Annotated in this window: 24 protein-coding genes and 1 pseudogene; 12 read left to right on the top strand and 13 right to left on the bottom strand. The window is 39.9% G+C overall.

The window, feature by feature from the left end; all coding sequences use genetic code 11:
• Positions 1 to 21 precede the first annotated feature (21 nt).
• The 4 genes from V7K38_RS01685 (at position 22) to V7K38_RS01670 (ending at position 2,676) form a co-directional block, all read left to right on the top strand.
• On the top strand, positions 22 to 621 hold the full coding sequence (locus V7K38_RS01685; RefSeq protein WP_334854985.1) for a cytochrome c oxidase subunit 3: 600 nt from the start codon (positions 22 to 24) through the stop codon (positions 619 to 621).
• A 140-nt stretch (positions 622 to 761) separates the two neighbouring features.
• Entirely contained in the window at positions 762 to 1,250 is a 489-nt protein-coding gene (locus tag V7K38_RS01680; protein ID WP_334854984.1) for a hypothetical protein, read from the top strand.
• Positions 1,251 to 1,555: 305 nt separating this feature from the next.
• Entirely contained in the window at positions 1,556 to 2,167 is a 612-nt protein-coding gene (locus tag V7K38_RS01675) for a cupin (protein ID WP_334854983.1), read from the top strand.
• A gap of 56 nt (positions 2,168 to 2,223) precedes the next feature.
• Positions 2,224 to 2,676, top strand: coding sequence for an ArsC/Spx/MgsR family protein (locus V7K38_RS01670; RefSeq protein ID WP_334854982.1), 453 nt, complete (start codon positions 2,224 to 2,226; stop codon positions 2,674 to 2,676).
• Between the two features lie 386 nt (positions 2,677 to 3,062).
• Here V7K38_RS01670 and cysK read toward each other — a convergent pair whose 3' ends face one another.
• Positions 3,063 to 4,022, bottom strand: a complete 960-nt coding sequence (gene cysK / locus V7K38_RS01665) for a cysteine synthase A (RefSeq protein ID WP_334854981.1) — start codon at positions 4,020 to 4,022, stop codon at positions 3,063 to 3,065.
• Between the two features lie 992 nt (positions 4,023 to 5,014).
• On the opposite strand from cysK, the gene V7K38_RS01660 reads away from it, so the two are divergent.
• The 6 genes from V7K38_RS01660 to V7K38_RS01635 all read left to right on the top strand — a co-directional run bounded on the left by V7K38_RS01660 (position 5,015) and on the right by V7K38_RS01635 (position 8,168).
• Entirely contained in the window at positions 5,015 to 5,437 is a 423-nt protein-coding gene (locus tag V7K38_RS01660; RefSeq protein ID WP_334854980.1) for a hypothetical protein, read from the top strand.
• Positions 5,438 to 5,476: 39 nt separating this feature from the next.
• Positions 5,477 to 5,758, top strand: coding sequence for a hypothetical protein (locus tag V7K38_RS01655; protein WP_334854979.1), 282 nt, complete (start codon positions 5,477 to 5,479; stop codon positions 5,756 to 5,758).
• A 2-nt stretch (positions 5,759 to 5,760) separates the two neighbouring features.
• Positions 5,761 to 6,072 carry a hypothetical protein gene (locus V7K38_RS01650; RefSeq protein WP_334854978.1) on the top strand — a complete coding sequence of 104 codons (312 nt, stop codon included), beginning with the start codon at positions 5,761 to 5,763 and terminating at the stop codon, positions 6,070 to 6,072.
• 260 nt (positions 6,073 to 6,332) lie between these two features.
• Positions 6,333 to 6,695 carry a hypothetical protein gene (locus V7K38_RS01645; protein ID WP_334854976.1) on the top strand — a complete coding sequence of 121 codons (363 nt, stop codon included), beginning with the start codon at positions 6,333 to 6,335 and terminating at the stop codon, positions 6,693 to 6,695.
• Between the two features lie 101 nt (positions 6,696 to 6,796).
• Complete coding sequence (locus V7K38_RS01640; RefSeq protein ID WP_334854975.1) at positions 6,797 to 7,804, top strand: LLM class flavin-dependent oxidoreductase; 1,008 nt, start codon at positions 6,797 to 6,799, stop codon at positions 7,802 to 7,804.
• Positions 7,794 to 8,168, top strand: a complete 375-nt coding sequence (locus V7K38_RS01635) for a hypothetical protein (RefSeq protein ID WP_334854974.1) — start codon at positions 7,794 to 7,796, stop codon at positions 8,166 to 8,168. Before V7K38_RS01640 ends, V7K38_RS01635 begins: the two co-directional genes overlap by 11 nt.
• Before the next feature lie 410 nt (positions 8,169 to 8,578).
• Here V7K38_RS01635 and V7K38_RS01630 read toward each other — a convergent pair whose 3' ends face one another.
• The 12 genes from V7K38_RS01630 to V7K38_RS01575 all read right to left on the bottom strand — a co-directional run bounded on the left by V7K38_RS01630 (position 8,579) and on the right by V7K38_RS01575 (position 21,680).
• The gene (locus V7K38_RS01630) at positions 8,579 to 10,147 is read right to left on the bottom strand and encodes an alpha-amylase family glycosyl hydrolase (protein WP_334854973.1); all 1,569 of its coding nucleotides are present in this window, start codon (positions 10,145 to 10,147) and stop codon (positions 8,579 to 8,581) included.
• 294 nt (positions 10,148 to 10,441) lie between these two features.
• Positions 10,442 to 11,272 carry a hydrogenase nickel incorporation protein HypB gene (gene hypB, locus V7K38_RS01625; protein ID WP_334854972.1) on the bottom strand — a complete coding sequence of 277 codons (831 nt, stop codon included), beginning with the start codon at positions 11,270 to 11,272 and terminating at the stop codon, positions 10,442 to 10,444.
• Positions 11,263 to 11,604 (bottom strand): hydrogenase maturation nickel metallochaperone HypA, encoded by a 342-nt coding sequence (gene hypA / locus V7K38_RS01620; protein ID WP_334854971.1) that lies wholly within the window; start codon positions 11,602 to 11,604, stop codon positions 11,263 to 11,265. Before hypA ends, hypB begins: the two co-directional genes overlap by 10 nt.
• Positions 11,605 to 11,947: 343 nt before the next feature.
• Positions 11,948 to 13,051, bottom strand: coding sequence for a hydrogenase expression/formation protein HypE (gene hypE / locus V7K38_RS01615; RefSeq protein WP_334854970.1), 1,104 nt, complete (start codon positions 13,049 to 13,051; stop codon positions 11,948 to 11,950).
• A gap of 49 nt (positions 13,052 to 13,100) precedes the next feature.
• A complete protein-coding gene (gene hypD / locus V7K38_RS01610; RefSeq protein ID WP_334854969.1) occupies positions 13,101 to 14,276 on the bottom strand; it encodes a hydrogenase formation protein HypD in 1,176 nt (391 codons plus the stop codon).
• A 303-nt stretch (positions 14,277 to 14,579) separates the two neighbouring features.
• Complete coding sequence (locus V7K38_RS01605) at positions 14,580 to 14,855, bottom strand: HypC/HybG/HupF family hydrogenase formation chaperone (RefSeq protein WP_334854968.1); 276 nt, start codon at positions 14,853 to 14,855, stop codon at positions 14,580 to 14,582.
• 73 nt (positions 14,856 to 14,928) lie between these two features.
• The gene (gene hypF / locus V7K38_RS01600) at positions 14,929 to 17,277 is read right to left on the bottom strand and encodes a carbamoyltransferase HypF (protein ID WP_334854967.1); all 2,349 of its coding nucleotides are present in this window, start codon (positions 17,275 to 17,277) and stop codon (positions 14,929 to 14,931) included.
• A gap of 27 nt (positions 17,278 to 17,304) precedes the next feature.
• On the bottom strand, positions 17,305 to 18,519 hold the full coding sequence (locus V7K38_RS01595; protein ID WP_334854966.1) for a hypothetical protein: 1,215 nt from the start codon (positions 18,517 to 18,519) through the stop codon (positions 17,305 to 17,307).
• Positions 18,520 to 19,293: 774 nt separating this feature from the next.
• A complete protein-coding gene (locus V7K38_RS01590) occupies positions 19,294 to 20,139 on the bottom strand; it encodes a NifU family protein (RefSeq protein WP_334855050.1) in 846 nt (281 codons plus the stop codon).
• Positions 20,140 to 20,181: 42 nt separating this feature from the next.
• The gene (locus V7K38_RS01585; protein WP_334854964.1) at positions 20,182 to 20,406 is read right to left on the bottom strand and encodes a hypothetical protein; all 225 of its coding nucleotides are present in this window, start codon (positions 20,404 to 20,406) and stop codon (positions 20,182 to 20,184) included.
• Positions 20,407 to 20,414: 8 nt separating this feature from the next.
• Positions 20,415 to 20,681 (bottom strand): hypothetical protein, encoded by a 267-nt coding sequence (locus V7K38_RS01580; RefSeq protein ID WP_334854963.1) that lies wholly within the window; start codon positions 20,679 to 20,681, stop codon positions 20,415 to 20,417.
• Between the two features lie 27 nt (positions 20,682 to 20,708).
• Positions 20,709 to 21,680, bottom strand: a complete 972-nt coding sequence (locus V7K38_RS01575) for a hypothetical protein (protein WP_334854962.1) — start codon at positions 21,678 to 21,680, stop codon at positions 20,709 to 20,711.
• A gap of 442 nt (positions 21,681 to 22,122) precedes the next feature.
• On the opposite strand from V7K38_RS01575, the pseudogene V7K38_RS01570 reads away from it, so the two are divergent.
• Positions 22,123 to 22,506 (top strand): annotated as a pseudogene (locus V7K38_RS01570) (Rpn family recombination-promoting nuclease/putative transposase); the annotation flags it as partial.
• A gap of 185 nt (positions 22,507 to 22,691) precedes the next feature.
• Entirely contained in the window at positions 22,692 to 23,654 is a 963-nt protein-coding gene (locus tag V7K38_RS01565; RefSeq protein ID WP_334854961.1) for a hydrogenase small subunit, read from the top strand.
• Positions 23,655 to 23,867 lie beyond the last annotated feature (213 nt).

The following is a 23,867-nucleotide window of genomic DNA, read 5'->3' as shown; positions in this document are numbered from 1 at the left end:
GATCGTATTGTCAAAAAATCTATGACTATAGCTACAACCACAAGCGAAGATCACAGTGCAGGACACGAAGAACATCCAGATTTAAGAGTTTGGGGATTGTTGACATTCCTCGCCTCTGAATCCCTGATGTTTGGGGGATTTTTTGCTACTTACTTGTTTTTTAGAAGTATTACACCCGTTTGGCCTCCAGAAGGGAGCGAAGTAGAACTACTTGTGCCGACGATTAACACCATTATTCTGGTGTCTAGTAGTTTCGTGATTCACTTCGGTGATACGGCGATTAAAAAGAATAACGTCAAGGGAATGCAACTGTGGTATGCCATTACTGCAATCATGGGGGCAATTTTCTTGGGTGGTCAGGTTTATGAGTACTCAACTTTAGGGTATGGTTTGACTACCAACGTCTTCGCCAACTGCTTTTATATCATGACGGGGTTCCACGGTTTGCACGTTTTTATTGGACTGTTATTGATATTACGTGCATTGTGGCGATCGCGTCTCCCTGGTGAATATTCTGCAACCAATCATACTTTCATCGAAATGACAGAGATTTACTGGCACTTCGTAGACATTATTTGGATTGTTTTATTTACCTTGGTGTACGTTCTCACATTGTTTTAAATTGGGCATTGGGTATTGTATTGGGCATGGGGCATGGGGCATTGGACATTGAGTATTGGTATGGTTTTTCCCCTTGTCCCCTCGTCCCCTCATCTCCCTCATCTCCCTCATTTCCCCCACCATCCCTTCAGGAGTTAATTATGCAAGCTAATACAAACCAGCAATTTTCATGGTTCGAGGTTCCAGATGATATCAAAAATCTATTAATTTTAGCTGCAAAAAACTGGGAAAATACATCAGAATCCGAAAAATATATTCAACAAGCCTTAGCACAGACTGGTGATAATACAGATGTCTTGGTAGCAGCCTATAGATTTTTCTATTATAAAAATAATTATTCTCTTGCATTACAAACAACAGTCAAATTATTAGATAAAATTAAAGAACTAGAACAATTCCCTGATGACTGGGAGCAACTTCAGCCTATATTAGTCAATCGCAAAGAAGACTCACAAATTCGATTGTACTTAAATGCTTATGCTGCTTCTGGATTAGTGCTAGCAAAGTTAGGAGAAATCGAGCAAGCAAAAGAAATCAGCACCAGAGTCAAACAGATAGATGAAAAAAATGATTTTGGTTCTGGTATTCTGCTAGATATTTTGACACGTCCAGCAGAAGAAGACGATTAATTAGTCAATGCACTTCTCGACAAGAAAGAGTGAGAAGCAAGGAAGCAGGGAGCAAGGGAGAATAATTTTCCCCTCTGCCTCTTTTCAATCCCAAATGCCCAATGCCCAATTCACTTTTGGTGAACAATCATGAACAATTGGTTATCTACTACATCATATTCTTCCTACCCACTATTAGGAGCGGGTACTGATAGTAACCCTATCTTTCCTGCTATGACCATACCTACTAAATTTAGTGTAGGTAATATTCCTAATGTCTCTCCGATCCTGATCCTCAAATCTTGTCAACTATCAATTTAAAAGTTATGAAAGGTAGGGATTTGCTGCTAACAGGGGACGGTCAGCATCAAGCCTGTAAATCTGTAAGAGCATGGGACTTATTGAGAGAAAATTACCGCTTTTATCGGTTTTTAACTGAAGTGGAAGATGTTCTCAATAGCAGTGACAATGAAACTAATTGTCTGCCAGAAATTCGGATGCTCGTAAGGCGCTTGATTGTAAATTCCTACTGGGTGCAAAGTCAAAATTTAGAACCTTCACCCAAAACGGGAAGCTCTGTTTTACTCCTATATGATGAATTAGGTTTTCCGTTGACAGTGCAAACAGTAATATTTGCACCGGGAACCCGTTCAAACATTCATAATCATGGAACGTGGGGAATAGTGGCGGTGCTAAAAGGCCAGGAGAAAAATACTTTTTGGCGACGCAGCAATAGCCCAGAATCTCAGAACAAAATTGAAGCAACGGGAGAGATAACTCTTTTCCCAGGAGACATTATTAGCTTTACTCCCGATGCAATTCACTGTGTAGAAGCAGTGGGTGATGAACCAACTGTGACTTTTAATATTTATGGCGAAACCGATCCGAATGAGAGGTTTGAGTTTGACTTAGTTAGCCATAAAGCTAAGAATTTTTAATTTCATCGGTTCGTAGTTGGCGCTTTAGCGCAAAAGAGTAATTAGGAGATAGTTGAATGGCAAAAGTAATTTTCTATAGCAAACCAGGCTGTAAAGGTGGTACTAAGCAAAAAGTTTTGCTAACAGCTGCTGGACATGAGGTGATACCACAGAATCTGCTAAAAGAACCTTGGACAGCTGAAAGGTTGCGTTCATTTTTTGGCGATCGCCCCGTAGCCGAATGGTTTAATCTTTCCGCCCCCAAGGTAAAATCTGGTGAGGTGCTTCCTGAAAAAGTGGATGAACAAACTGCTTTGGCGCTGATGCTGAAAGAACCACTGTTAATTCGCCGTCCTCTGTTAGAAATAGGCGATCGCCGCGAGGTAGGATTTGATGTTCAAAAGATTGATGCTTGGATTGGCTTACAAGCTGTGGATGAATCCTTGCAAGAAATCAGCGACAAGCTTATGAACCAAGATTTGCAAAACTGTTCCCACGGTAAAGATCACAGCCATCAACAGCATAAGTAAGGCGGCTGTAAACATTAGAGATAAAAGAGACGTAGCATTGCTACGTCTCTACAAGGTTTCTGTCACTCTTACTTTTTACGTCATCTGGAAAAGCCAACGAAAAATCTAACCCCTTAACCGCCTTCCCGATGCGGGCAAAGGGGAAATTCAAAGTCTCTCTCCTTTTAGGAGCTACGGTGTACACACATCTCTGTACAAACCCAAAATCGTTGGAGATCCCCCTAAATCCCCCGATAAATTGGGGGACTTTAAGAGACTTTTGCCCCCCTTAAAAAGGGGGGTTGGGGGGATCAAAAGCCTATGAGGCCGCTCTCAAAGACTTGTGTGTACACCGTAGCCTTTTAGGAGAGAGGTTTTCCAGATGCCGTCAAAAGTCGGTTCTATCCTTAACGCACGCCAGCAGTTTCTAAAGACAAATCTTGAAACATTGGTGTGCTAAGGTAACGTTCGCCAAAAGAAGGCTGAATCATCACAATTAAACGTCCGGCATTTTCTGGACGTTTACCTACTTGAATTGCAGCACACAAAGCTGCACCAGAGGATATCCCAGATAATAAGCCTTCTTCTTTTGCCAAACGTCGCCCATAAGCGATCGCTTGTTCATCGCTGACTCTAATTACTTCATCAACCAATTCCAACCGGAGAACGTCGGGGATAAATCCTGCGCCAATACCCTGAATCTTATGTGGCCCGGCTTCACCACCCGATAGAACAGGGCTGTTGCTGGGTTCAACTGCGATCGCCTTAAAAGTCTTCTTGCGCTGTTTGAGTACCTCTGCAATCCCAGTAATCGTTCCACCAGTACCTACCCCAGCAATGACAATATCTACTTCACCGTCTGTATCCGTCCAAATTTCTTCGGCGGTGGTTTCCTGGTGAACTTTGGGATTAGCAGGGTTGCGGAACTGTTGCAGCATAAAAGCATCGGGAGTATTAACCACAATCTCTTCAGCTTTACGAATTGCTCCCCGCATTCCTTCCGCGCCTGGTGTCAACTCCAAAGCTGCACCATAAGCTCTCAGCATAGCGCGTCGTTCTTGGCTCATTGTCTCAGGCATGGTCAAAATCAAACGGTAGCCACGCGCCGCAGCTACCATCGCTAGAGCAATTCCTGTATTACCGGAGGTAGGCTCAACTAAAATGGTCTTTCCAGGCGTAATTGAGCCAGCCGCTTCTGCTGAAAGTACCATACTTAAACCAATGCGGTCTTTTACCGAAGCTGCTGGGTTCATCCCTTCTAATTTGACAACTATCCTTGCTACTACTCCCTCAGCTTGAGGAATCTTGTTCAGTTGAACTAAAGGAGTTCGTCCGATTAGTTCTGTTATGTCTTGAGCAATCCGCATTATTTAACTCCTAAAATCCTAAATCTTAGTACAGAGTATTTACTTCTAACAATAGGCTTTTGTGTATTTAATTTGTAGTTTAGTGTCAATGAGTGCATATACTATGTATTCTAACTTAACCACAAAATATGAAAGTTTAGGAAGAACTTTTATCAGACACTCTCATTGATTCTCACTTCAGAAGATATCTAGCTTGCCATATTTGTATTTTACCATTTGAAATTGCTGACTATTGTCTCTTAGGCTAAGATAAATTTTTAATTCTGTATATATGAATGTTTTTTACCATTGTTTTCTATTTGTTATGGAAATACCATTTACTTTCAAAACATTTAATTGATTTTCTCAATTTATTCGTTTATCTTTATCAAGAGACATGAATATTTTCTTTTGAGTGCAAATTTTACCTACCAAAAATTACATCCAAAACAGTTCTAAAGCTTTGACAATACTGCTTTTGGGTTGAGTACAAAAACACCAGAACTCCACCTCAAAAACACTAGCACCCCGTCTCATAAACACTAGCACCCATACCCCAATAAATTTTTGTAAGGCATATCAGGTAATAATTACAGGCTTTGAGTACTATTATAATGAATTTAATAATCTTAACGTGGCTGGGGTAAACTGTTTTGTGGAGAGCGGCTGATATAAATCGTATAGGATTTACGCAGAGATTCCCCTCTACCCCCCAACATTCCTGAGCGAAAGCTGAGTGAACTAGGGGGGACTTCTTAATCTCCCTTTTGAGAGTAAGATGAAACAAAATTCGAGAATTTAAGTGCGTTCTTTATGATTGAATAATCCTACGTTTTGTGAAAATGTTGGTAAATTTTCGGTGGTCAGTAGTCAGTGGTAATTAGAAAAAAAACTGACAACTTATGATTGTAAAAATTACCGTTTACACATATTTTAATATCAAAACTGTTTGAGATAAACAGCAAAGGATATTTTCTTACTGGGTGCAGACTACCTAGCAAGGGAGAGCCAAGATGAAAGCAAAAGTTTTAAATGTCCTTACAGTTTGTGTAGTTACCTTAGTAATGCTTTCTCCAGGGCTAGTAGTCTTTGGCATAATTTGGGAGCGACATCTGGACTTAGTAAAATCCCAGAATTTAGCTTACGAAGTTAACAAGACTACTAAAAATGCTCCCGCTTTGGCTCCCCAGACAGAGGTTACACATTCCCCTCAGACTAGCATCCAATCCTCTGATCGTAATGTGATTCATCAAATGCTGACTGTTGCTGAAAAATATAAATTTGCCGCTATTTTGCAATGGTTCTTCTTGTTAACCCCTATTTGTGTTGGGTTAGGCATTCTCTTTTATGACAGATATCTTGTACATCGTGCGGCTGTTTTAAAAGAACAAGTTGAAATGTTGGAAAGACTGTGGCGGCAAAGTATCGAACAGTAACTAATTCACTATTTACTTACTAAAATCAACAGAAAAACCATGTCAGAACAACGCCAACAATTGTATTTTAACCTGATTGATGAATTGCTAAAATGTCCTAATGGTCAAGAACCACAAGTTTTAGAATCTAAGCCAGAGTTGATTGATTCCGATTTCGTACAAGCAATGTTACAAGTAGCAACTATGTTTGCCCATGAAGGCAATCAAGACGGTGCCAAGTTTTTATTTTTTGTGGCGCGTGAGCTAGCTAAAGAACTGGGTTTATACCCGGAAGTTCCGAATACCGATGTTGAAAATACTGAAGTCGCAAATAAGGAGTAAAAATGTTGTTGACTTCAACAGATGCGGGACAAATTGCTTTAGAACTGCTAATGGCAGATTGGAATATTTCAGAAGAGAATCGGGAGTGGTTCACAATCTTTAGCTCTCATTTGATTGGCGAGAGTTGGTACACTGTAGAATTAGGTGTAGAAGGATTTCCCGATAGGTGGTTTCTTCAAGTTTATGACAATGGAGTGTGCGATCCTAACTATACATTTATATCACCAATCCGTGGTGATGAAGGATTTGCAGACTTTGGAAATGTGCCGGATATCATCGGGGAGGTATTAGTTTGTGAGCGCAATGCTCGATAATAATTAAAAATTTAATATTTATAATTCAAATAAAATGTACTAATAAAATACATTTTATTTGAATGCATGATTTTTGATATCAAACTTTTGTCAGCAAGGCTACTTTGGTATCTGATTAAATATAAAGATGCTTTACGCAAATCAGAGGTGATACCAAATAGGTACGCCTCTTTTTTCTGTAATATTTAATATTTTATTTAAGCTTAATAAGGCATTTTGTCATATTTACTTGATAAAATTATGTTATATTAAATAGCGTGATGGACGCTACAGAAACATCAGTTCCAATGATTGCTGAAGATATCTTAGCCAAAGAATTCACAAGAGTCCTCAACCACTACTACCCAAAAGTTGGGGAATTACTAGATGGGTGTCATGTGAAAGTCATCACCTGTTTTTGGGGGCGACCTGCTAGACGCTTGCAATATATAGGAATTTATTGCTCTGCCGAAATGATTTCCTGTGTGCAAGCCCACAAAGAAATACTCAGAGAAGTCGCAAACAATATGGGTTTAGTGCAGGTAGTCTGCATGAATGCCAAACGATTGTTGCGCGATCCGATGTCGAAGCTCAAAGAAAACAATTCACGCTTATGGTTGGAGTTGCAGTGGGTTGCAACTTAGTCATTCAGCACATTAATCGAGAGGGGGAATTTAAGCACTAAAGTGCTTAGTACGAACTTATCGACCACTCGAATAGCTAGCACAAAGTATCAACGCAAGTAATGAAAACTGGAATTTTCTGCAATTACGATAATCACCACCAAGATGCTCATCGTGCCATCTTTGAGCAAGTGACACTGATAAAACAGGCAGAAAGCTTAGGTTTTGAGTCAGCCTGGGTGAGTGAACATCATTTTAGTGAATCCAATCTCAGCCCTTCTATGTTGCTGTTAATGGCACATTTGGCGGGACTGACTTCAACTATCCAATTGGCTACTGCGGCGGTGTTACTGCCGTTCCATAACCCAATTCGGGTAGCGGAAGATATCGCCACTCTGGATAACCTGTGCAATGGAAGATTATTATTTGGAGTTGCCAAAGGCGGCCCCTTCCCGCAACAAAACAAGCATTTTGCGACACTCCCAAGTGAATCCCGTCCCAAGATGCTTGAGGCGATCGCACTGGTTCAAAAGCTTTTATATGAAACTGATGTATCATTTAATGGCAAGTATTATCAATGCGATCGCTTAACCATTTACCCAAAACCATTGCAGAGTCAAGTACCAGTGTATGTTGCCACTGGTGGCGATGATGGAATCGAGTTTGCTGCTAAACACTCCTTCAGCTTGATGGGTGGGCCGCCATTCTCCCTACCCAGATTGAAGGATACTGTTGCCAAATATCGAGCCTTAAATTCTAGTGGTGCAGAAAACTTCGTGCTGGCACGCTTTTTTTATGTTGGCAAAACATTTGATGAAGCTGTGAGTGAGGCATTGCCTTTCATCCGCCAATTTAGCCAAAAAATGAAAGCTAATTCGGCTCAAATATTGCAAAATAGTGCGAATCCCAACCAAAAAGCATTCGATCGCACAAACATTTGTTTCGACGAAGATTATTTGATTGAGAACTCAATTATCGGTGATGTGGAGACTTGTCGAGACAAAATCAAGAAATTTCAGGACGAATTAAATTTAAGTACCCTAGCCCTCAAACCCTCGTCTGCGGATATGCAAAAAAACTTGGAGAGTTTGACGCGCTACAACCAAGAGGTGCGAAATTATGTCTTCTAAACTTTACTTGCTTCCTCCCGATGATTTACCTCCAACTGAGGTAACGAAACAGGATGCAATGCTGCAAATGGAGCTAGAACAGTCTACTGGCAGATGCTTTTTTCTAGCTTGCGATCGCATTACGCGAGTCTTGTTGTCTAATTGTCAGTGGTATCTCACAACAAATGCCACCATCCTAACATTAATTGTTGACTGTCCTGACATAGTATCTTACTGGCATATAGTCAGCAATATTGCCCAATTAGGTAATAGGTTAGAGCGGTTTGCTAGCAATGGCAAAATCCGCGTTTATCCGCCATTTGGTAAAGGGATGCCGTTTGAAATCAGCGTAAATGAAATATCTGCTTATCGAGATTGGCTGTGAGGTAAATAGATACACTCTGGGAATCACAAAAAATATAGCTGATTCATCCTTATTACACCCTGTACTTCTAAAGTGCAGGGTGTAGCAATTTTAGAAGAGTTACATATAAAGCAATATGGTTCAGTTAAGGCTAAAACTCTGTTAGGAATAGCCCTTTCAAAGCGATTCGTAAAATATCTTTTTTCCTCTCTGCGCTCTCTGTGCCTCTGCGGTTCAAAAGAAATTATCTAACCACAGAGGCGCAGAGGACACAGAGAGAAGAAAGAAAAGTTTAACTGAACTGTATTGGATTAAAAGCAGTTAATATTAGGACGAAGATATTTAGTAATTGCAGGGGCAAAGCTTATGGTAAAAGTTTATAAATTTAAACTAGATTTTTACCCAAAGCTTTGCCCAAATACTGTGTTTGCTTACGCCAAAATCGCCATTACTGAAGGAGGCAAATCAATTCGCACAGTTGCGCGACGGTCGTTATGATGTTGTACAGCTACATTTTGGTGCTGTCGGGGATTGCGTAAATCGGCATCGCTCCAATCACTTTTGTATAAAAAAGTCATTTCCGAGTCTGGAGGATGCATATAAGTATCTACAGTCACTTCTGCACCCCGATTTTCTAAGCCGTTGGTATTCAGCACCATCAACACTTCTGTGTCAAATAGCACTTGTGACCAAGCAACTAATTCGCCTTGTTCGGGAATCGAGAAGGGAGAGTTATAAAAGCATGTTTCGCGTAGGTAATGATGTCCACGGCGCAATGCTTTACCAATTTTATCGTGACTGTTGCGAATTCGGGCGATCGCAGCTATTCGCAAATAGGTAGGATGGTCGATATCGAAGAAATGACAGTCTGCTGTTTGAAATGCGCCAAAAGCACCGCCAAACATCGCTTCTTTGATATATCCATCTTCTGCAAACCTTCCGCCTTCTATGCTGTAATCGTGATAACCTTCATTCCCATCAAAAGCCTGCTCTGTTCCATAATAAATAGCAGGGATTCCTGGGATGGTTAATTGTACACCAACAGCATGAGCAACTTGCTCATAAAGATGAGGTACATTACTGTATGCGGCAAATCTTTGCTTATTAGTATCGTCATCTAAGATGGAGACATGATATGTCCCAATTTGGCGATATTCTCCAGCGAGATGGTTTTCGTTATACAAATCGAAAAATTGCTTAGGATGTACTAACCCTTTTGCGAATGCAGCCAATTCATTCGGGGTTTGTACGTTATCTAATACAGCACTAAGGTTGCGAGCAATAATGTCTATGTAAGCACCAGCCATACTACCGGAGGTTATTTCTCCAGTCAGTAAAAAGTTTTCTTTACCGATAGATTCGGCGTATTCACGAATAGCTGTGCAGAATTTGCGGGAATCTTCTGGAGAAACGTGCTTGAGGCTGTCTATTCGCAAGCCATCGCAGTCAGAAAGAGCAATCCAATATTGATAAACTCTGGCTAAAGCTGCAATTACATCATTTCTGTTGAACCAGTTATCAGAATTCTGGTCGTATGTTACATCTAGGATTACATACATCCTGCGATCGTGGGCAGCGTCAATTAAATCTCTTAAATCTTGACGAGTACCAAAGTGGGGGTCAACATCTAAAAATTCTTGAGTGCGATCGCTATGGTAAGCTTCTAAGTCAGAACGTTGTTGCCAAGGTGGATTAATCCACAGCGTTGTTACTCCCAATCGCTGCAAGTAGTCTAATTTACTCTTAATTCCTCTAAGAGTACCACCTACAAACTTTGTCCTTGCTGCCATCCAGTCGGCTTTATCTTTAACCTGGAATTTTGCAGGATTGATGTGGTCAAAAAGCTCCCTTTGACTTTCATTATCATCACTGAATCTATCTAATATCAATTGGTATAAAAATTGGTCGCGCCAATTGATAGGACTCGGATAAACTCTCCCTCGTGGTTTCAGGTTTGTTTCAGAGAGTTGCTGGGGTGTCAATTCTTCAACTTTAGCCATGAGGATTTACACACTGATAGAAAAATAGAAGTATGCATTTTATATGTTATAAAAAATACTTCCATTTTTCATGAACCCACAGAGGGATTTAGTAAATCAATGACTTACAGCAGTTTTCATGTATTTGAACCACATCTGTCGTAAGGACACAGCATTGCTGTGCCCCTACCGCATGGTCTATTTACCTGAAAATAGCTGTAATTTTGTGATGATAGGCTTTAAAATTACCTATCTCTTCCTTTGCGTCCTTGGCGGTTCGTAAAAAAAATTAAATATTTCTCAAGCGTAAAGAAATTAGCGTTGACAAATTTTTAAATTTTCAATTAGCCACGCATACCACTTCTCCAACCCAGTACCAGTAGTTGCAGAAACCTGAAAAATCTGAATTTGGGGATTGATTTGCATAGCATAATCTATGCACTTTTGAACATCAAAATCTACATAAGGCAGCAAATCAATTTTCGTGATAATCATGATGTTACTAGCACGGAACATGTGGGGATATTTTATCGGCTTATCTTCTCCCTCGGTGACGGAAAGAATCACCACTTTTGCCTGTTCTCCCAAATCAAATAAGGCTGGACAAACCAAATTTCCCACATTTTCAATCATCACAACAGAATTCAGAGGTGGATTCAGTTCTTGTAAACCCTTCTCTATCATTGATGCATCTAAATGACAGCCTGTTCCAGTATTTATTTGGATGACTTTAGAACCAGTTTCTTTAATTTTTTTGGCATCATTAGCAGTTTCTTGGTCGCCTTCAATGACACTAATAGATAATTGATGTTTTAAATCATTGATGGTTCGCGTCAACAGAGTTGTTTTCCCAGCACCGGGAGAACTCATTAAATTTAAAGCGAGAATATTTCGTCCTTTAAACCATCCGCGATTTTGTGCAGCTAGCAGATTATTTTTTGCTAAAATATCCTGTTCTAAAGATATCGTTGTGTTATGTATTTTTGCATGAATTTGAGGCGCTTCTATATGAGTATCATGACTGTGGGAATGAGTGATAACAGTACCATCTGATAAAGTGTGAGTATGATGATGTTCAGCTTCATCCGTTTCTAAATTCGTAATTTTTACTTCGCCATCATCAGAACAACCGCAGGTTACACACATAATTCCTCTATTTCTATTTCTTTAATTTTCAGTTCTTCACCAGTAATTAAATCTAATTGCACGCTACCACAACTACAAATACCAAATGGTTTATCTAAATAAATTTCTGCACCGCATTGGCGACATTTTGCTAAACCTGAGATTTCTAAAATTTCTAATGTCGCCCCTTCTAAAACTGTGCCTTGAGTGCAAATATCAAAACAAAATCGGATAGCATCGGGCATAATGGCTGAAAGTTTGCCAATTTCTAATAAAACTCGCTGCACTTTTGCACCTTTGGCATTTTCAGTTACAATTGCCACAATATTTTGAGTAATTCCAAGTTCGTGCATACTATAAAATCTATTAGAGGTTGTTTTAAAAGTAATTAGCTGTGATTTTAGGGACTTGTTGATCCCCCCTAACCCCCCTTAAAAAGGGGGGAACCGGAATTAAAGTCCCCCTTTTTAAGGGGAGCCACTGCGGTCTTGGGGTCTCCCCAAGTGAAGCAAGTGGCGTGGATTTAGGGGGATCTAAAACCTTTTACTACCAACAAGAGGACTTTTAAAACATCCTTTTAAATGTACTTCCAAACCAAACAGTAATGCAACAACTTCTCTATTTTTTATCTCTCTGTGTCCTCTGCGCCTCTGTGGTTCGTTTATTAGATAAATTATTTCTTGGAAATCCCAAAAATTAGCAAATTCGTGGCAATTGGTCGCCTACTAACATATCAACAATTCTTTCAGCACCAAAAACTGTTTTCAACAATACAATACCTGTGGGTGAAGAAATAACTTCGCCAATAATACAAGCATCTTTACCTGCTGGGTGTAATTTCATAGCGGATAAAACTTTGCCAGCATTCTCTTTTGGAACCACCACAACTAACTTACCTTCATTAGCTAAATACAACGGGTCTAAACCGAGAATTTCACAAACTCCGTTGACTTCTTCACGCACTGGGATAGATTCTTCAAAGAGACGAATTCCTACATCGGAAGTGAGGGCAAATTCATTTAATACTGTAGCTAAACCACCGCGTGTAGCATCTCGCATAGCATGAACTTGTGGACATACATGGAGAATAGTTTCTACTAAACTATGTAACGGCTGACAGTCACTTTCAATATTAGTTTCTAAAGCTAATTCCCCACGGGCAATTAAAATTGCTGTACCATGATTGCCTATTTCACCATTAATTATTATTACATCTCCAGGTTGAATGTTGTGGGCAGAAATGTTAACTCCTCGTGGGATGATACCAATGCCAGCAGTATTAATAAAGAGTTTATCGGCAGCACCACGATGTACAACTTTTGTGTCACCAGTGACAATTTGAACACCAGCTTTTTCTGCGGCTGCTTTCATACTGTTTGCAACACGGCGTAAGGTTTCTACAGGTAATCCTTCTTCTAAAATTACGCTACAAGTTAGATATAAAGGTTTAGCACCACTGACAGCTAAATCATTAACTGTACCGTTTATGGCTAATTCTCCTATATCGCTTCCAGGAAAAAATAACGGGTCTACAACATAAGAATCTGTTGTAAATGCGAGTCTGTCTCCTTGTTGGAGGAGAGGAGCTAAATTAAAGCTGGCTTGGTCTTCTAGTTGCGAGAGAATTGGGTTATCAAAACTACTAACAAAAATATCATCTATTAAATCGCGCATGGCTTTACCACCACTGCCATGTGCGAGAGTTATATGACTATCTTGCACTTTCCTTTGGCGGCGGCGGGTTTGTTCTATTTTTTGGAATAGGGGATTTTTTGTTGAGTTTTGGGAGGGAATATTCATATTAAAATTTTTTTTAACGCAAAGGTACGCAGAGTATTTGTGAGATGTATTAGTCTGAGGAGAAGCCGCAGGCGGGGAGAGGTTCTTGAGTTATAGTTACTTTTGGTATTGTTCTTTTGGCAATAGTGGAGAGTCTGCCATATTTGTAATAGGCTGCACAAGCACCTTCGGAAGATACCATGCAAGTACCTATTGGTGTTTCTGGTGTGCAAGCTGTACCGAATACTTTGCACTCCCAAGGTTTTAAGACTCCTTTGAGAATTTCTCCACATTTACAAGCTTTATGGTCGGCTACTTTGAGGTTAGGAATGGTAAATTTAAGTTCGGCATCAAATTTGGCATATTCAGGTTGAATTTTTAATCCTGAATAAGGGATGTCACCTAAGCCACGCCAATCAAAACTATCTCGGACGGCGAAAACTTTATTTATGGCTTGCAGTGCTACTGTATTTCCGCTTTTTTGGACAATTCGGTTATATTGATTTTCGACTTCACAACGATTTTCTACTAGCTGTTGCAATAGCATCCAAATGGATTGGAGAATATCTAAGGGTTCAAATCCTGAAACGACTATTGGCTTATTATATTGTTGGGAAATAAATTCATAAGGGTCAGTGCCAATTACCATGCTGACATGGCCTGGCCCAACAAATCCATCTAGTTCTAAATCGGGATTATCTAATAGTGCTTTGAGGGCGGGAATCACGAGGACGTGATTGGAAAACATACTAAAGTTATGAATTTCTTCGGCTGCTGCTTGCAAAATGGTGAAGGCTGTGCTGGGGGCTGTGGTTTCAAAGCCTAATGCGAAGAAAACTACTTCTTTGTCGGGGTTATCTCTAGCAATTTGCAGGCTGTCTAAGGGAGAGTACACCATACGGATGTCTGCACCTTCTGCCCTGGCTTGTAGTAAAGTCGTTTTGGAACCAGGAACTCGCATTGCGTCGCCAAAGGTGGCAAAAATGACGTTATGATTTTGAGAGATTGCGATCGCATCATCTAATCTCCCTTTTGGCATTACGCATACTGGACAACCAGGCCCATGAATGAGTTCGATGGTTTGGGGTAGAATTTCTTCGATACCATATTTAAATATGGAATGGGTATGTCCGCCGCATACTTCCATGATTTTGATGGGTTTCTCTAGCTGGTGGCTTAATTTGGTGATTTCGCGGCGGATGGCTTCTGCTTTTTCCGGTTCGCGGAATTCGTCAACATATTTCATAGGGATTGGGGAATAGTTAATTTCGCTTTTGTGGTAGGGATTTTTTTTACGAACCGCCAAGACGCCAAGAACGCCAAGGAAGAAGGAGGTGAGTTTTAAACCCTTTCTTTACGTGGGACAAGAAAAATCTATTATTTAATACCATTTGTTTGTGAAGCTGCGCTAAATCTCTTAATTTCTTATTTCTTCTCTTCGAGACGCTTCGCAAAGGCGTACTTGGCGCTCTTGGTGAACCAGCGCTGTAGGCGACTGGTGAATCCGAAGGACGGTTCGTTCTTTATTTCTTGCACTATAGGCGTATCTTCATACAGAATTGGTATAAGTACTAATCCCTGCTTGTGCTACTGCTAATTCTTGAAAGAGTTGTAATGTTTCTGCTGCTTCTTGTTCATTAATTCGATTCATCGCAAAGCCAACATGGACTAATACCCAATCGCCAATACAAGCTTCAGGGGGATGTTGTTCATCAACGATGCAAGCAATATTTACTTCGCGCTTAACACCACCAATGTTAACTAGGGCTAATTTATGCTTAACGTTGGTAATTTCTATAATTTGTCCGGGGATTCCTAAGCACATTTTTTTTTAAGATAAACGAACCGCAGAGGCGCGGAGGGCGCAGAGAGAATTATTTAGGAGACAGATTTTGTCATCAGCACTCATGTATTAATTGTGCGGCTGCAATCACTGCTTGTCCTAAAGATAAACCGCCGTCATTAGTTGGAACTAAGCTGTGAGTGAGTACTTTTATTCCCAATGTTTGTAATTGTTTGGTAACTTGCTCTAACAATATACAATTTTGAAATACTCCTCCTGTTAAAGCTACCTGATTAATCAGATTTTCTTGACAAAGATGCTTAACCATTTCCCCAATTGCATTAGCTAAACCTTTGTGAAATTTTGCAGCGATAACTGGTTGGGGAATCTGCTGCTGTAAGTCATCAAGCAAGGCTTGCCACATTGGCCGCGGGTCTATACAATAAATACTATCTGAAAAGCTAAAACTAAAAGGATATATTAGCGTTTCTTTATCATTATTTAAGCTACTAACATCTACTATAGCTTCCATTGCGATCGCAGCTTGTCCTTCATAGCTACATTCTTCTCTATAAATACCGATAGCCGCCGCCACTGCATCGAACAACCGCCCCACTGAAGAAGCTGGAGGAGAGTTAATTTTTTTCTCTATAAGTTGATTGAGTAGTTTTAGCGGTTTTTTATTCAGCAATTTTACTATTTCTAAATCAGCATACTGTTGTTGGCAATCATTCCAAAGGTTAGCAGCTATTAATTGGGCGTAGGTATTACGCCAAGGCTGATAAATTGCTTGTTCACCACCAATCATTGTGACTGGTTTAAATGTTGCTAGTCGCTGAAATTTCTGATAATCTGCTAAAATAAATTCTCCGCCCCAGAGTGTACCATCATCACCATAGCCTAAACCATCTAAAGCAATACCTAATACTGGAGGTGAATTTAAAGGAATCCCATTTTCTGCCATACAAGCAGCAATATGCGCGTGATGATGTTGAATTGGATGAATCGGAATTTGATTTGTATCCGCTAGTTCTTTGCCAAGTTTGCTGGAAAGATATTCAGGATGTTTATCAATGGCGATTATTTCTGGTTGATGTTCAAAGAAATTTAAGTATAAATTTAAAGTCTCTTGATAAGCATTGAAAGCCGCAGCATTTTCTAAATCTCCTAGATGTTGAGAGAGAATTGCTCCTCCATTACGCAATAAGCAAAAGGTATTTTTTAACTCACTACCCATTGCTAAAATTTGCGGTACATTGTCAAATCCCGGTGGTAAACTAATTGGTGCTGGTGCATATCCTCTAGCACGGCGAATTGTTTGGACTTTATTGCTGGTAACTCTTACTACTGAATCATCTACTCGATTAATAATCTCTCGATTGTGAAAGATAAAATAATCAGCTATTAGCCCTAATTTTTCTCTTGTTTCGTCATTATCAATACATTGTGGTTCATCAGCAAGATTACCACTTGTCAAAACAATTGGGCGATTCATCCGCCGCATAATTAAATGATGTAAGGGTGTATAAGGTAACATAAAACCGAGGGTATTTTGCCCCGATGCTACCGATGGTGCTACTATTTTTTTACCTATCGCTTGTAATAAAACAATTGGTGCAGCAGAACTTGTCAATAATTCTTTTTCTTTGGCGTTGACACTACAATATTGTTCAATTATCTCAATATCTCGCGCCATTAAAGCAAATGGTTTGTGATCGCGCTTTTTACGCTGACGCAGTTTTTGTACAACGGTTTCCTGAGTTGCATCGCAAGCTAAATGAATACCACTTAACCCTTTAATTGCGATAATCTCCCCTTTTTGCAACAAGGTACAAACGGCATCCACATCATCTAGCATCGAAAACATAGAAGCAGTAACCGATTTCCCATCAGCGCGTTCTAACCAGGCTGTGGGGCCGCAAATATGACAAGCTACAGGTTGGGCATGAAAACGGCGGTTTTCAACATCGTGGTATTCTTTTGCACATTCGGGACATATAACAAATGCAGACATACTGGTATTGCATCTGTCATAAGGAATGGCACGAATAATACTCAGGCGGGGGCCGCAATGAGTACAGTTAGTAAATGGGTAGCGATAAAAGCGGCTAAAAGGGTCAAATATTTCTTGTTGACACTGTGGACAAGTCGCTGCATCAGGAGTAATTTCTGTTTTGATTGCATTACTGACGCTAGTAGAAATCACAAAATCATTAAAGTTAAGTTTACCTTTATAAGGAGTTATAGTTAGTTTGTTAATTTTCGCTAGTGGTGGACATTCTGTTTGCAATCTTGCAACAAATTCTGTTATTGCTTCTTCACTACCAGATACCCGAATTAATACACCTTCACCATCATTACAAACATCTCCATGCAAACCACAGGCTTTAGCCAGACGATATACAGTAGGGCGAAATCCTACCCCCTGAACAGTACCGCAAACTCTAATTTCTTCAGTCGCCATATAAATCTGACTTTCAAAAATTACGAATTACGAATTATTAAATTGCCATAACAATATTCGGTTATTTCCAGAATCAGCTATTACCGCCGTATTGCCACAAATTTTTATCCCGTAACACCAATTTAAACTATCTCGTTTAGGTAGTCCGAAATTACGATTTTCACCTTTACTTTGAAAATTTATTTGTCCTGCTAACCCATCTGCCATTACACCTTGCAGTGATAAAATTGATTCTGGCTTTCTCCATCCTAACAAACGCGAATTAGCAGTATCTGCAACTACTAACCAATCTCCAGCCACAGCCACACCATAAGGCATACTCAAACTACTAGCACTAGGATAATAAACTCCTTGATTCATTTCTACAAAATCAAAGTTTTTTTGTCCTAAAACCACTGCACAAGGGGTATTATTTTCTGTGGGTATTCCCTGCCAAATCATTACTCGGTGATTACCTGCATCGCTGACAACCAAATTCTCTCCCCAAAAAGTTATGTCATGACACCATCGCATACTCGCTGCGGTTGCAGAACCACCGCCGTTTTCATTGCGAGATATCATATCCGGTTGTCCCAAAACTAAATCAGCCGATTGACCATTTTCTGTTGGTAATTGATGCCAAATTAATAGCCTTCGATTACCAGTGTCAGCAATAAATAGCCGTCCTTGATGATAGTAAACACCATAAGGCCAGTGCATTGTACTAGCAGATGCTTGCTGATTTCCTCGATTTGGTTCATTGTCAGTAAAATTAACTTGCCCTAATACCAAATCTGCTGGAACATTGCTATCTTCTGGTAAGCTTTTCCAAATCAAAACCCGATGATTCCAAGCATCTGCTACAGCTAAACCTTCGCCGCAAGCACAAATCCCTGTTGGTACACTTAAGGTTGCGCTTCCCGGTGTATTTTTAGCATTTTGTCCTTCATGATAAAAATCAGGTTGTCCAATTACCCAATCAGCCGGTTGACTATCTGTTGTGGGTAAATTTTGCCATCCTAATAATCGATGATGTCCTGTATCTGATATCCAGAATGGGCCAGTTTCTGATAACAAGCAAGCAGCACGAGGCCCAAACATTGCTGTGGCATTGGGTGCTACTGGTATGACTAATTGTTCTGGTTCAATAATGTTACCTAAAATTACCTCTGCACCTTGGGGTGATAGAGGCAAATATTGAGAAATTTCTGTTGTTTCTAGCGGTAATTGTGATATGGGATTATTTATGATTGGCATATCCATGAACCGCAGATAGACGCTGATAATTATTTAAAAACATTAATGTTGATTAGCGTGTAACAACAGTAACAGTTTTGCATTATACTTTTGTAAAATCAGTTAAAATCTTTAATCAACCTCGATATTAATTAAGCTTAGAGGATGTTTTAAAAGTCCTCTGGTTGGTAGTAAAAGCTTTTATATCTCCCTAAATCCCCCTTTTGAAGGGGGACTTTAATTCCGGTTCCCCCCTTAAAAAGGGGGGTTAGGGGGGATCTAAAAGTGCCTAAAATTACAGCAAATCACTTTTAAAACATCCTCTTAAAACAATTAAGTTAGCCTTTAGTAATTTTTACTACATAGCGAATCTTTGGCATGAGTGCGCGATATACTGAAATGAAAAAGCAAACTGGGCTTTGAGAAAATAAGAGCTTCTTTTGCTTGCGGAAAACACTAAAATGAATAAGTAAAACCTGCTTTTGCTTGCGGAAAACACCAAAATGAGTAAGCAAACTAGAGTTTGAATAAGTAAAACCTACTTTTGCTTGCGGAAAACACTAAAATGAGTAAGCAAACTGGGATTTGAATAAGTAAAATGACCTTTTGAGAAAGTAATATGCCTTTTTACTTTCTCAAAACACTAAAATCAATACCTGAATTACACAAATGAGAAAGCATTCAGACATTTTGCTTGCACCAAATACTAAAATGAATGTGCGAACTACTGAAATGAAAAAGCAAAGTAGCTGTGATTGACTAATCGCAAAGTATATTTGCTGAAATGTTTCTTTTGCATCATCATTTTTGCAGTTTTACAAAAACCTTATCGTCTTTAATCTTGACTGGATATGACTGAAGGGAAATATCAGGTGCAGTTAAGCATTCACCTGTCTCTAATTTGTACTGAAATCCGTGGGAAGGACAGGTAATAATACCATTTTCAACTTTACCCTTTTCTAATGGAGATCCTAGGTGACTGCAAGCATTCCGGTAGCATTTTACTGTAGTACCTTGACGATGTAAAATTAGTGAAGTACCAGCAAGTTGTACTGCCACTACACTAAATTCAGGAACTTCATCAAGGGTCGCTACTTTCATCCAAGTACAAGTTATTTTTGCAGAGAATGGACTAATTAAACTAGAATTAGCGTTGTTAACACTAGAACTATTATTGACTGCAACTACTTTGGTAATTTCAGGACAATGGTTTTTGATTGCCTGTTCTACTCCCTGAGATAAAGTTAAAGTAGAAGTCGGACAACTGCTGCAAGTTCCGATTAATCTAACTTCTACTGTATCTGGTGGTTTAATTGCCACTAATTCTACATCACCCTTATGGCTTTTTAAACCTGGACGAACTTCTTCAAGGGCTGTCTGTATGCGTTGTGAGAGGGGAGGTTTTGGTGGTTTGACTAGTTCGTGATACAGTAGCACTGCATACACTACTTCATCTGCAACCGCATGACGCAAAGCTGGCATTGATTCTTCTTTCAGGCTTTTGATCAAATTAGTCAATGCAGCTTTATGCAAAGCTTCAATTGCTCTTTTTAGACCCACTGCTACACACCGTTGGCTTTCATCCCATTCGGATATAATTGCCTCAAAACGATTAATTTCCTGAACTAATTCTTCAAGATTGGGCATGGGGAATTGGGCATTGGGCATTGGTTATTTACAAAGGAAAAATCACTTCGTTTTAAAATCCTTGAAGAGAAACGGCATAATCATGCCTGTCACGAAGCTAGATAATATTATTGGTAGGTAGAAGGGAATTGGTGCTTGTGCAAGTAACACTAGTAGTAAGAAACCTACAGCAATACCGATAGTAGTTTGTTTGACAAAATACACTGGGTCGCGTAGTAGCTTTCCTTTAAAAAATAACTTAGCAGAAAACCATCCTATCTCTAACATATTTTATCCTAATAATTTGTTAAGAAATTTAAGGCAACCAGCCCTAAGAGGATAGCAGGAATTACACCCGCAGGGGCAAATAATGCACCAAGCATTGCTGAAAGATGATAGCCTATGTCTTTGCCAGCTAACAGCATTCCACCAATTGCACCGCCGACCATAGACAAGGCTGTGGCGATGATTAGCCACACTAATTCTGTTGCTATGTTCAGATCGCCATCTGCTAAACTGGTGAGAAAATTTATCACATTTGGGTAAGTAGAAATATCTCTCATGCTGTTTTGTCCGCTACGAATTATGAACTATGAATTGTTTAACTCTGTTTCGACATCTTGTAATGCTTGGACTACTACCTCTGCTTGTGTAATTTGTTGGTGTTCCGTAAATATTTCTAAAGCATTTTGATAGTAGATACGCGCTTGCAAAAGATTTTGGGGATTACCAGCTTCTGGTTTTTCGTGGTCGTCTGGTAAGTTGAATAGGGCGTTGGCTTTATTGGAAATTGTGTTAGCGTACTCTAAAGGTGTATCTTTGGGATTACGCACTTTTAAGGCTTCGTCATAAGCTGCGATCGCACGTAAGTTATTCTCCACAGGATGAGAACTTACTAAATATTGCAAAGCGTTACCTAAATTATTCTGCAACATCGCATATTCTCTCGGATGATCGATCAGAGTAATATGCTTTAGTGCTACCTCAAATGATTGCACAGCCAATCCTTGACGCAAGTATTCCCGTTCTGATGCTAGAGGCATGGAAAGGTAAGCGATCGCAATATTGTTATACAAAATCGCGTATTCTTGGGGGTAATCTTCCCAAGTAAATACCCGCAACGCCTCATGATAAGCCTGGATGCTGTCGGTTATTCGCGCCAAATTAAATGGCACTAGCGACTGCAACACTAGCCCAAAATTCATCTGCGTCTCCGCCACTTCCTCAGGCGTTGCTAATTGTTGTAAAATCGGTAATGCCTCTTCATAACCGACTTTCGCTTGCATCAACAGTTGGTAATCAGCATCCGGTATTGCCTGTAATGTCCCCGCCATGCCAACTTTAGCCCTGGCTTTTAATAGGGGATACTCCTCACCACACATCTCATAAGCCCGGTAATATAACCCAACTGCATTTCGCAAGTCTTGGGCAGCTTTGGGTTTTTTTTGAAAACCTTGCGCTATCTCAATCAGCATCTGAATTTTTTCTTCTGCTGTGGCTGACTCTGAAGCAACAGCTGCTACCGCAGCCTTCACTGCTGAATCTGTAATGCTGGGGATCATAACTCTGCCGTACTCTAGCCAATTGGGAATTGAATCTGTTAACGCCCACGAATGATTGAGATACGTAAACGCATCTAATCACGGGCCATACTGATTTACGCAGGCTTCGAGTCCTTTAGGCGGAATTCCCCTTTTTTATTTGAGCTAGGATTAAAGACTAGAAACTAGGGAAAAAACTTAATCCCCTATAGCCAATGTCTTATGCCATGCTCAATACAATACTATAAAACACCCTAGTTCTAAAATTCTAGGGGGAAATTGCTAATATTAATGTCAGTTTTAAACACCTAATATTTTTTAAATACTTTTTGTATCATCATCTTATACAATTTAAATATTTTTTATTGAATTGTTGACATACATAATATTTATTGTACTCAAAATAGTTGCCACGGGTTAGTAGTTGTGTAAAATATCTTCATCAGCTGTAAAACAAGCTCCCTTGAAAACAGACAGTATCTTTTCTCGGATCTTTCAGAGTATCCCCAGTACTTTTTTTGAACTGATTAACCAACCGCCCCAACTAGCTAGTGTTTATCAATTTTCTTCAGTAGAAGTCAAACAACTGACCTTTAGAATCGATGGTGTCTTTTTCCCAAATACGCCAGAATTACCGATTTATTTTGCCGAAGTGCAATTTCAACCAGACAAAAAATTATACTCACGTTTATTTACTGAAATCTTTAACTATCTTGATAAAACCGAATTAACTAACAATTGGCGTGGTGTCGTCATCTTCCCCAACCGCAGCGTTGATACTGGAGATACCGAAAGATATACAGAATTACTCAACTCCCAACGAGTAACCCGCGTCTATCTCGACGAACAACGCTATTGAAAATAATCTTGAGGGGATTTAATTTGTTGTTAATGATTAATTCTTTTTTAATGAAAGTGAATTAGATAAAAAAATATCTTAAGATTGAAAAATAAATATTGATAAACAGGTGAGACTTTACAAGCATTATCACCTACATCATGCATGGGAAACAATAGAAAAATACCTAGCCGATGACTAACGTACTATGGCTACAAGGTGGTGCTTGTTCCGGCAACACCATGTCATTCCTCAACGCTGAAGAACCGACAGTCTGCGATTTAATTGCCGACTTTGGCATCAATTTACTTTGGCATCCATCCTTGGGAGTGGAACTAGGCAACAACTTACAAACACTTCTGCGGGATTGCATTTCTGGCAAAATTCCCTTAGATATCTTGGTATTTGAAGGCAGTGTTGTTAACGCTCCCAACGGTACTGGCGAATGGAATCGGTTTGCCGATCGCGCCATGAAAGATTGGTTAGCAGACCTTGCTAAAGTTGCTCAATTTATCGTCGCGGTGGGAGACTGTGCCACCTGGGGAGGAATTCCCGCCATGTCTCCAAATCCTAGCGAATCGGAAGGTTTGCAATTTCTCAAACGTCAAGAAGGCGGCTTTTTAGGGAAAGATTTCCTATCACAAGCCGGATTACCTGTAATTAATATACCTGGATGTCCTGCTCATCCCGACTGGATTACGCAGATATTAGTTGCGATCGCTACTGGACGCATAGCAGACATTGCTTTCGATGAACTAAATCGTCCCCAAACCTTCTTTAACACCTATACCCAAACAGGTTGTACCCGCAACGTCCACTTTGCCTACAAAGCATCAACTGCCGAATTTGGTCAGCGTAAAGGATGCTTATTTTATGATTTGGGTTGTCGCGGCCCCATGACTCATTCTTCCTGCAACCGCATCTTATGGAACCGCGTTTCATCCAAAACTCGCGCCGGAATGCCTTGTTTAGGTTGCACAGAACCAGAATTTCCCTTCTTTGACCTCAAACCAGGAACTGTATTTAAAACCCAAACAGTCATGGGAGTTCCCAAAGAATTACCGCCAGGATTCAACAAAAAAGACTACGCCTTACTCACAATGGTCGCCAAAGATGCAGCACCACCTTGGGCAGAAGAAGACTTTTTTACTGTTTAGTCATTGGTCATTAGAGAATGTTTGAAAAGTCTACGCTTGTATCCAGATCCCCTCTAGCCCCCCTTCAAAAGGGGGGAATAACCTTTTCAAAGTCCTCCTTTTTAAGGAGGATTTAGGAGGATCTAAAGTTTTGGATACTTCAAGTCACCATTTTTCAAACAACCTCTTATTGAACAACAAATGACCAAGGACAAATAACAAATAACGAAGGAC

It is taken from the genome of Nostoc sp. (genome assembly GCF_036917465.1).
Taxonomy (GTDB): domain Bacteria; phylum Cyanobacteriota; class Cyanobacteriia; order Cyanobacteriales; family Nostocaceae; genus Nostoc.
The sequence above is the reverse complement of the archived record's forward strand: the minus strand, read 5'-3'. Positions and strand labels throughout refer to the sequence as shown.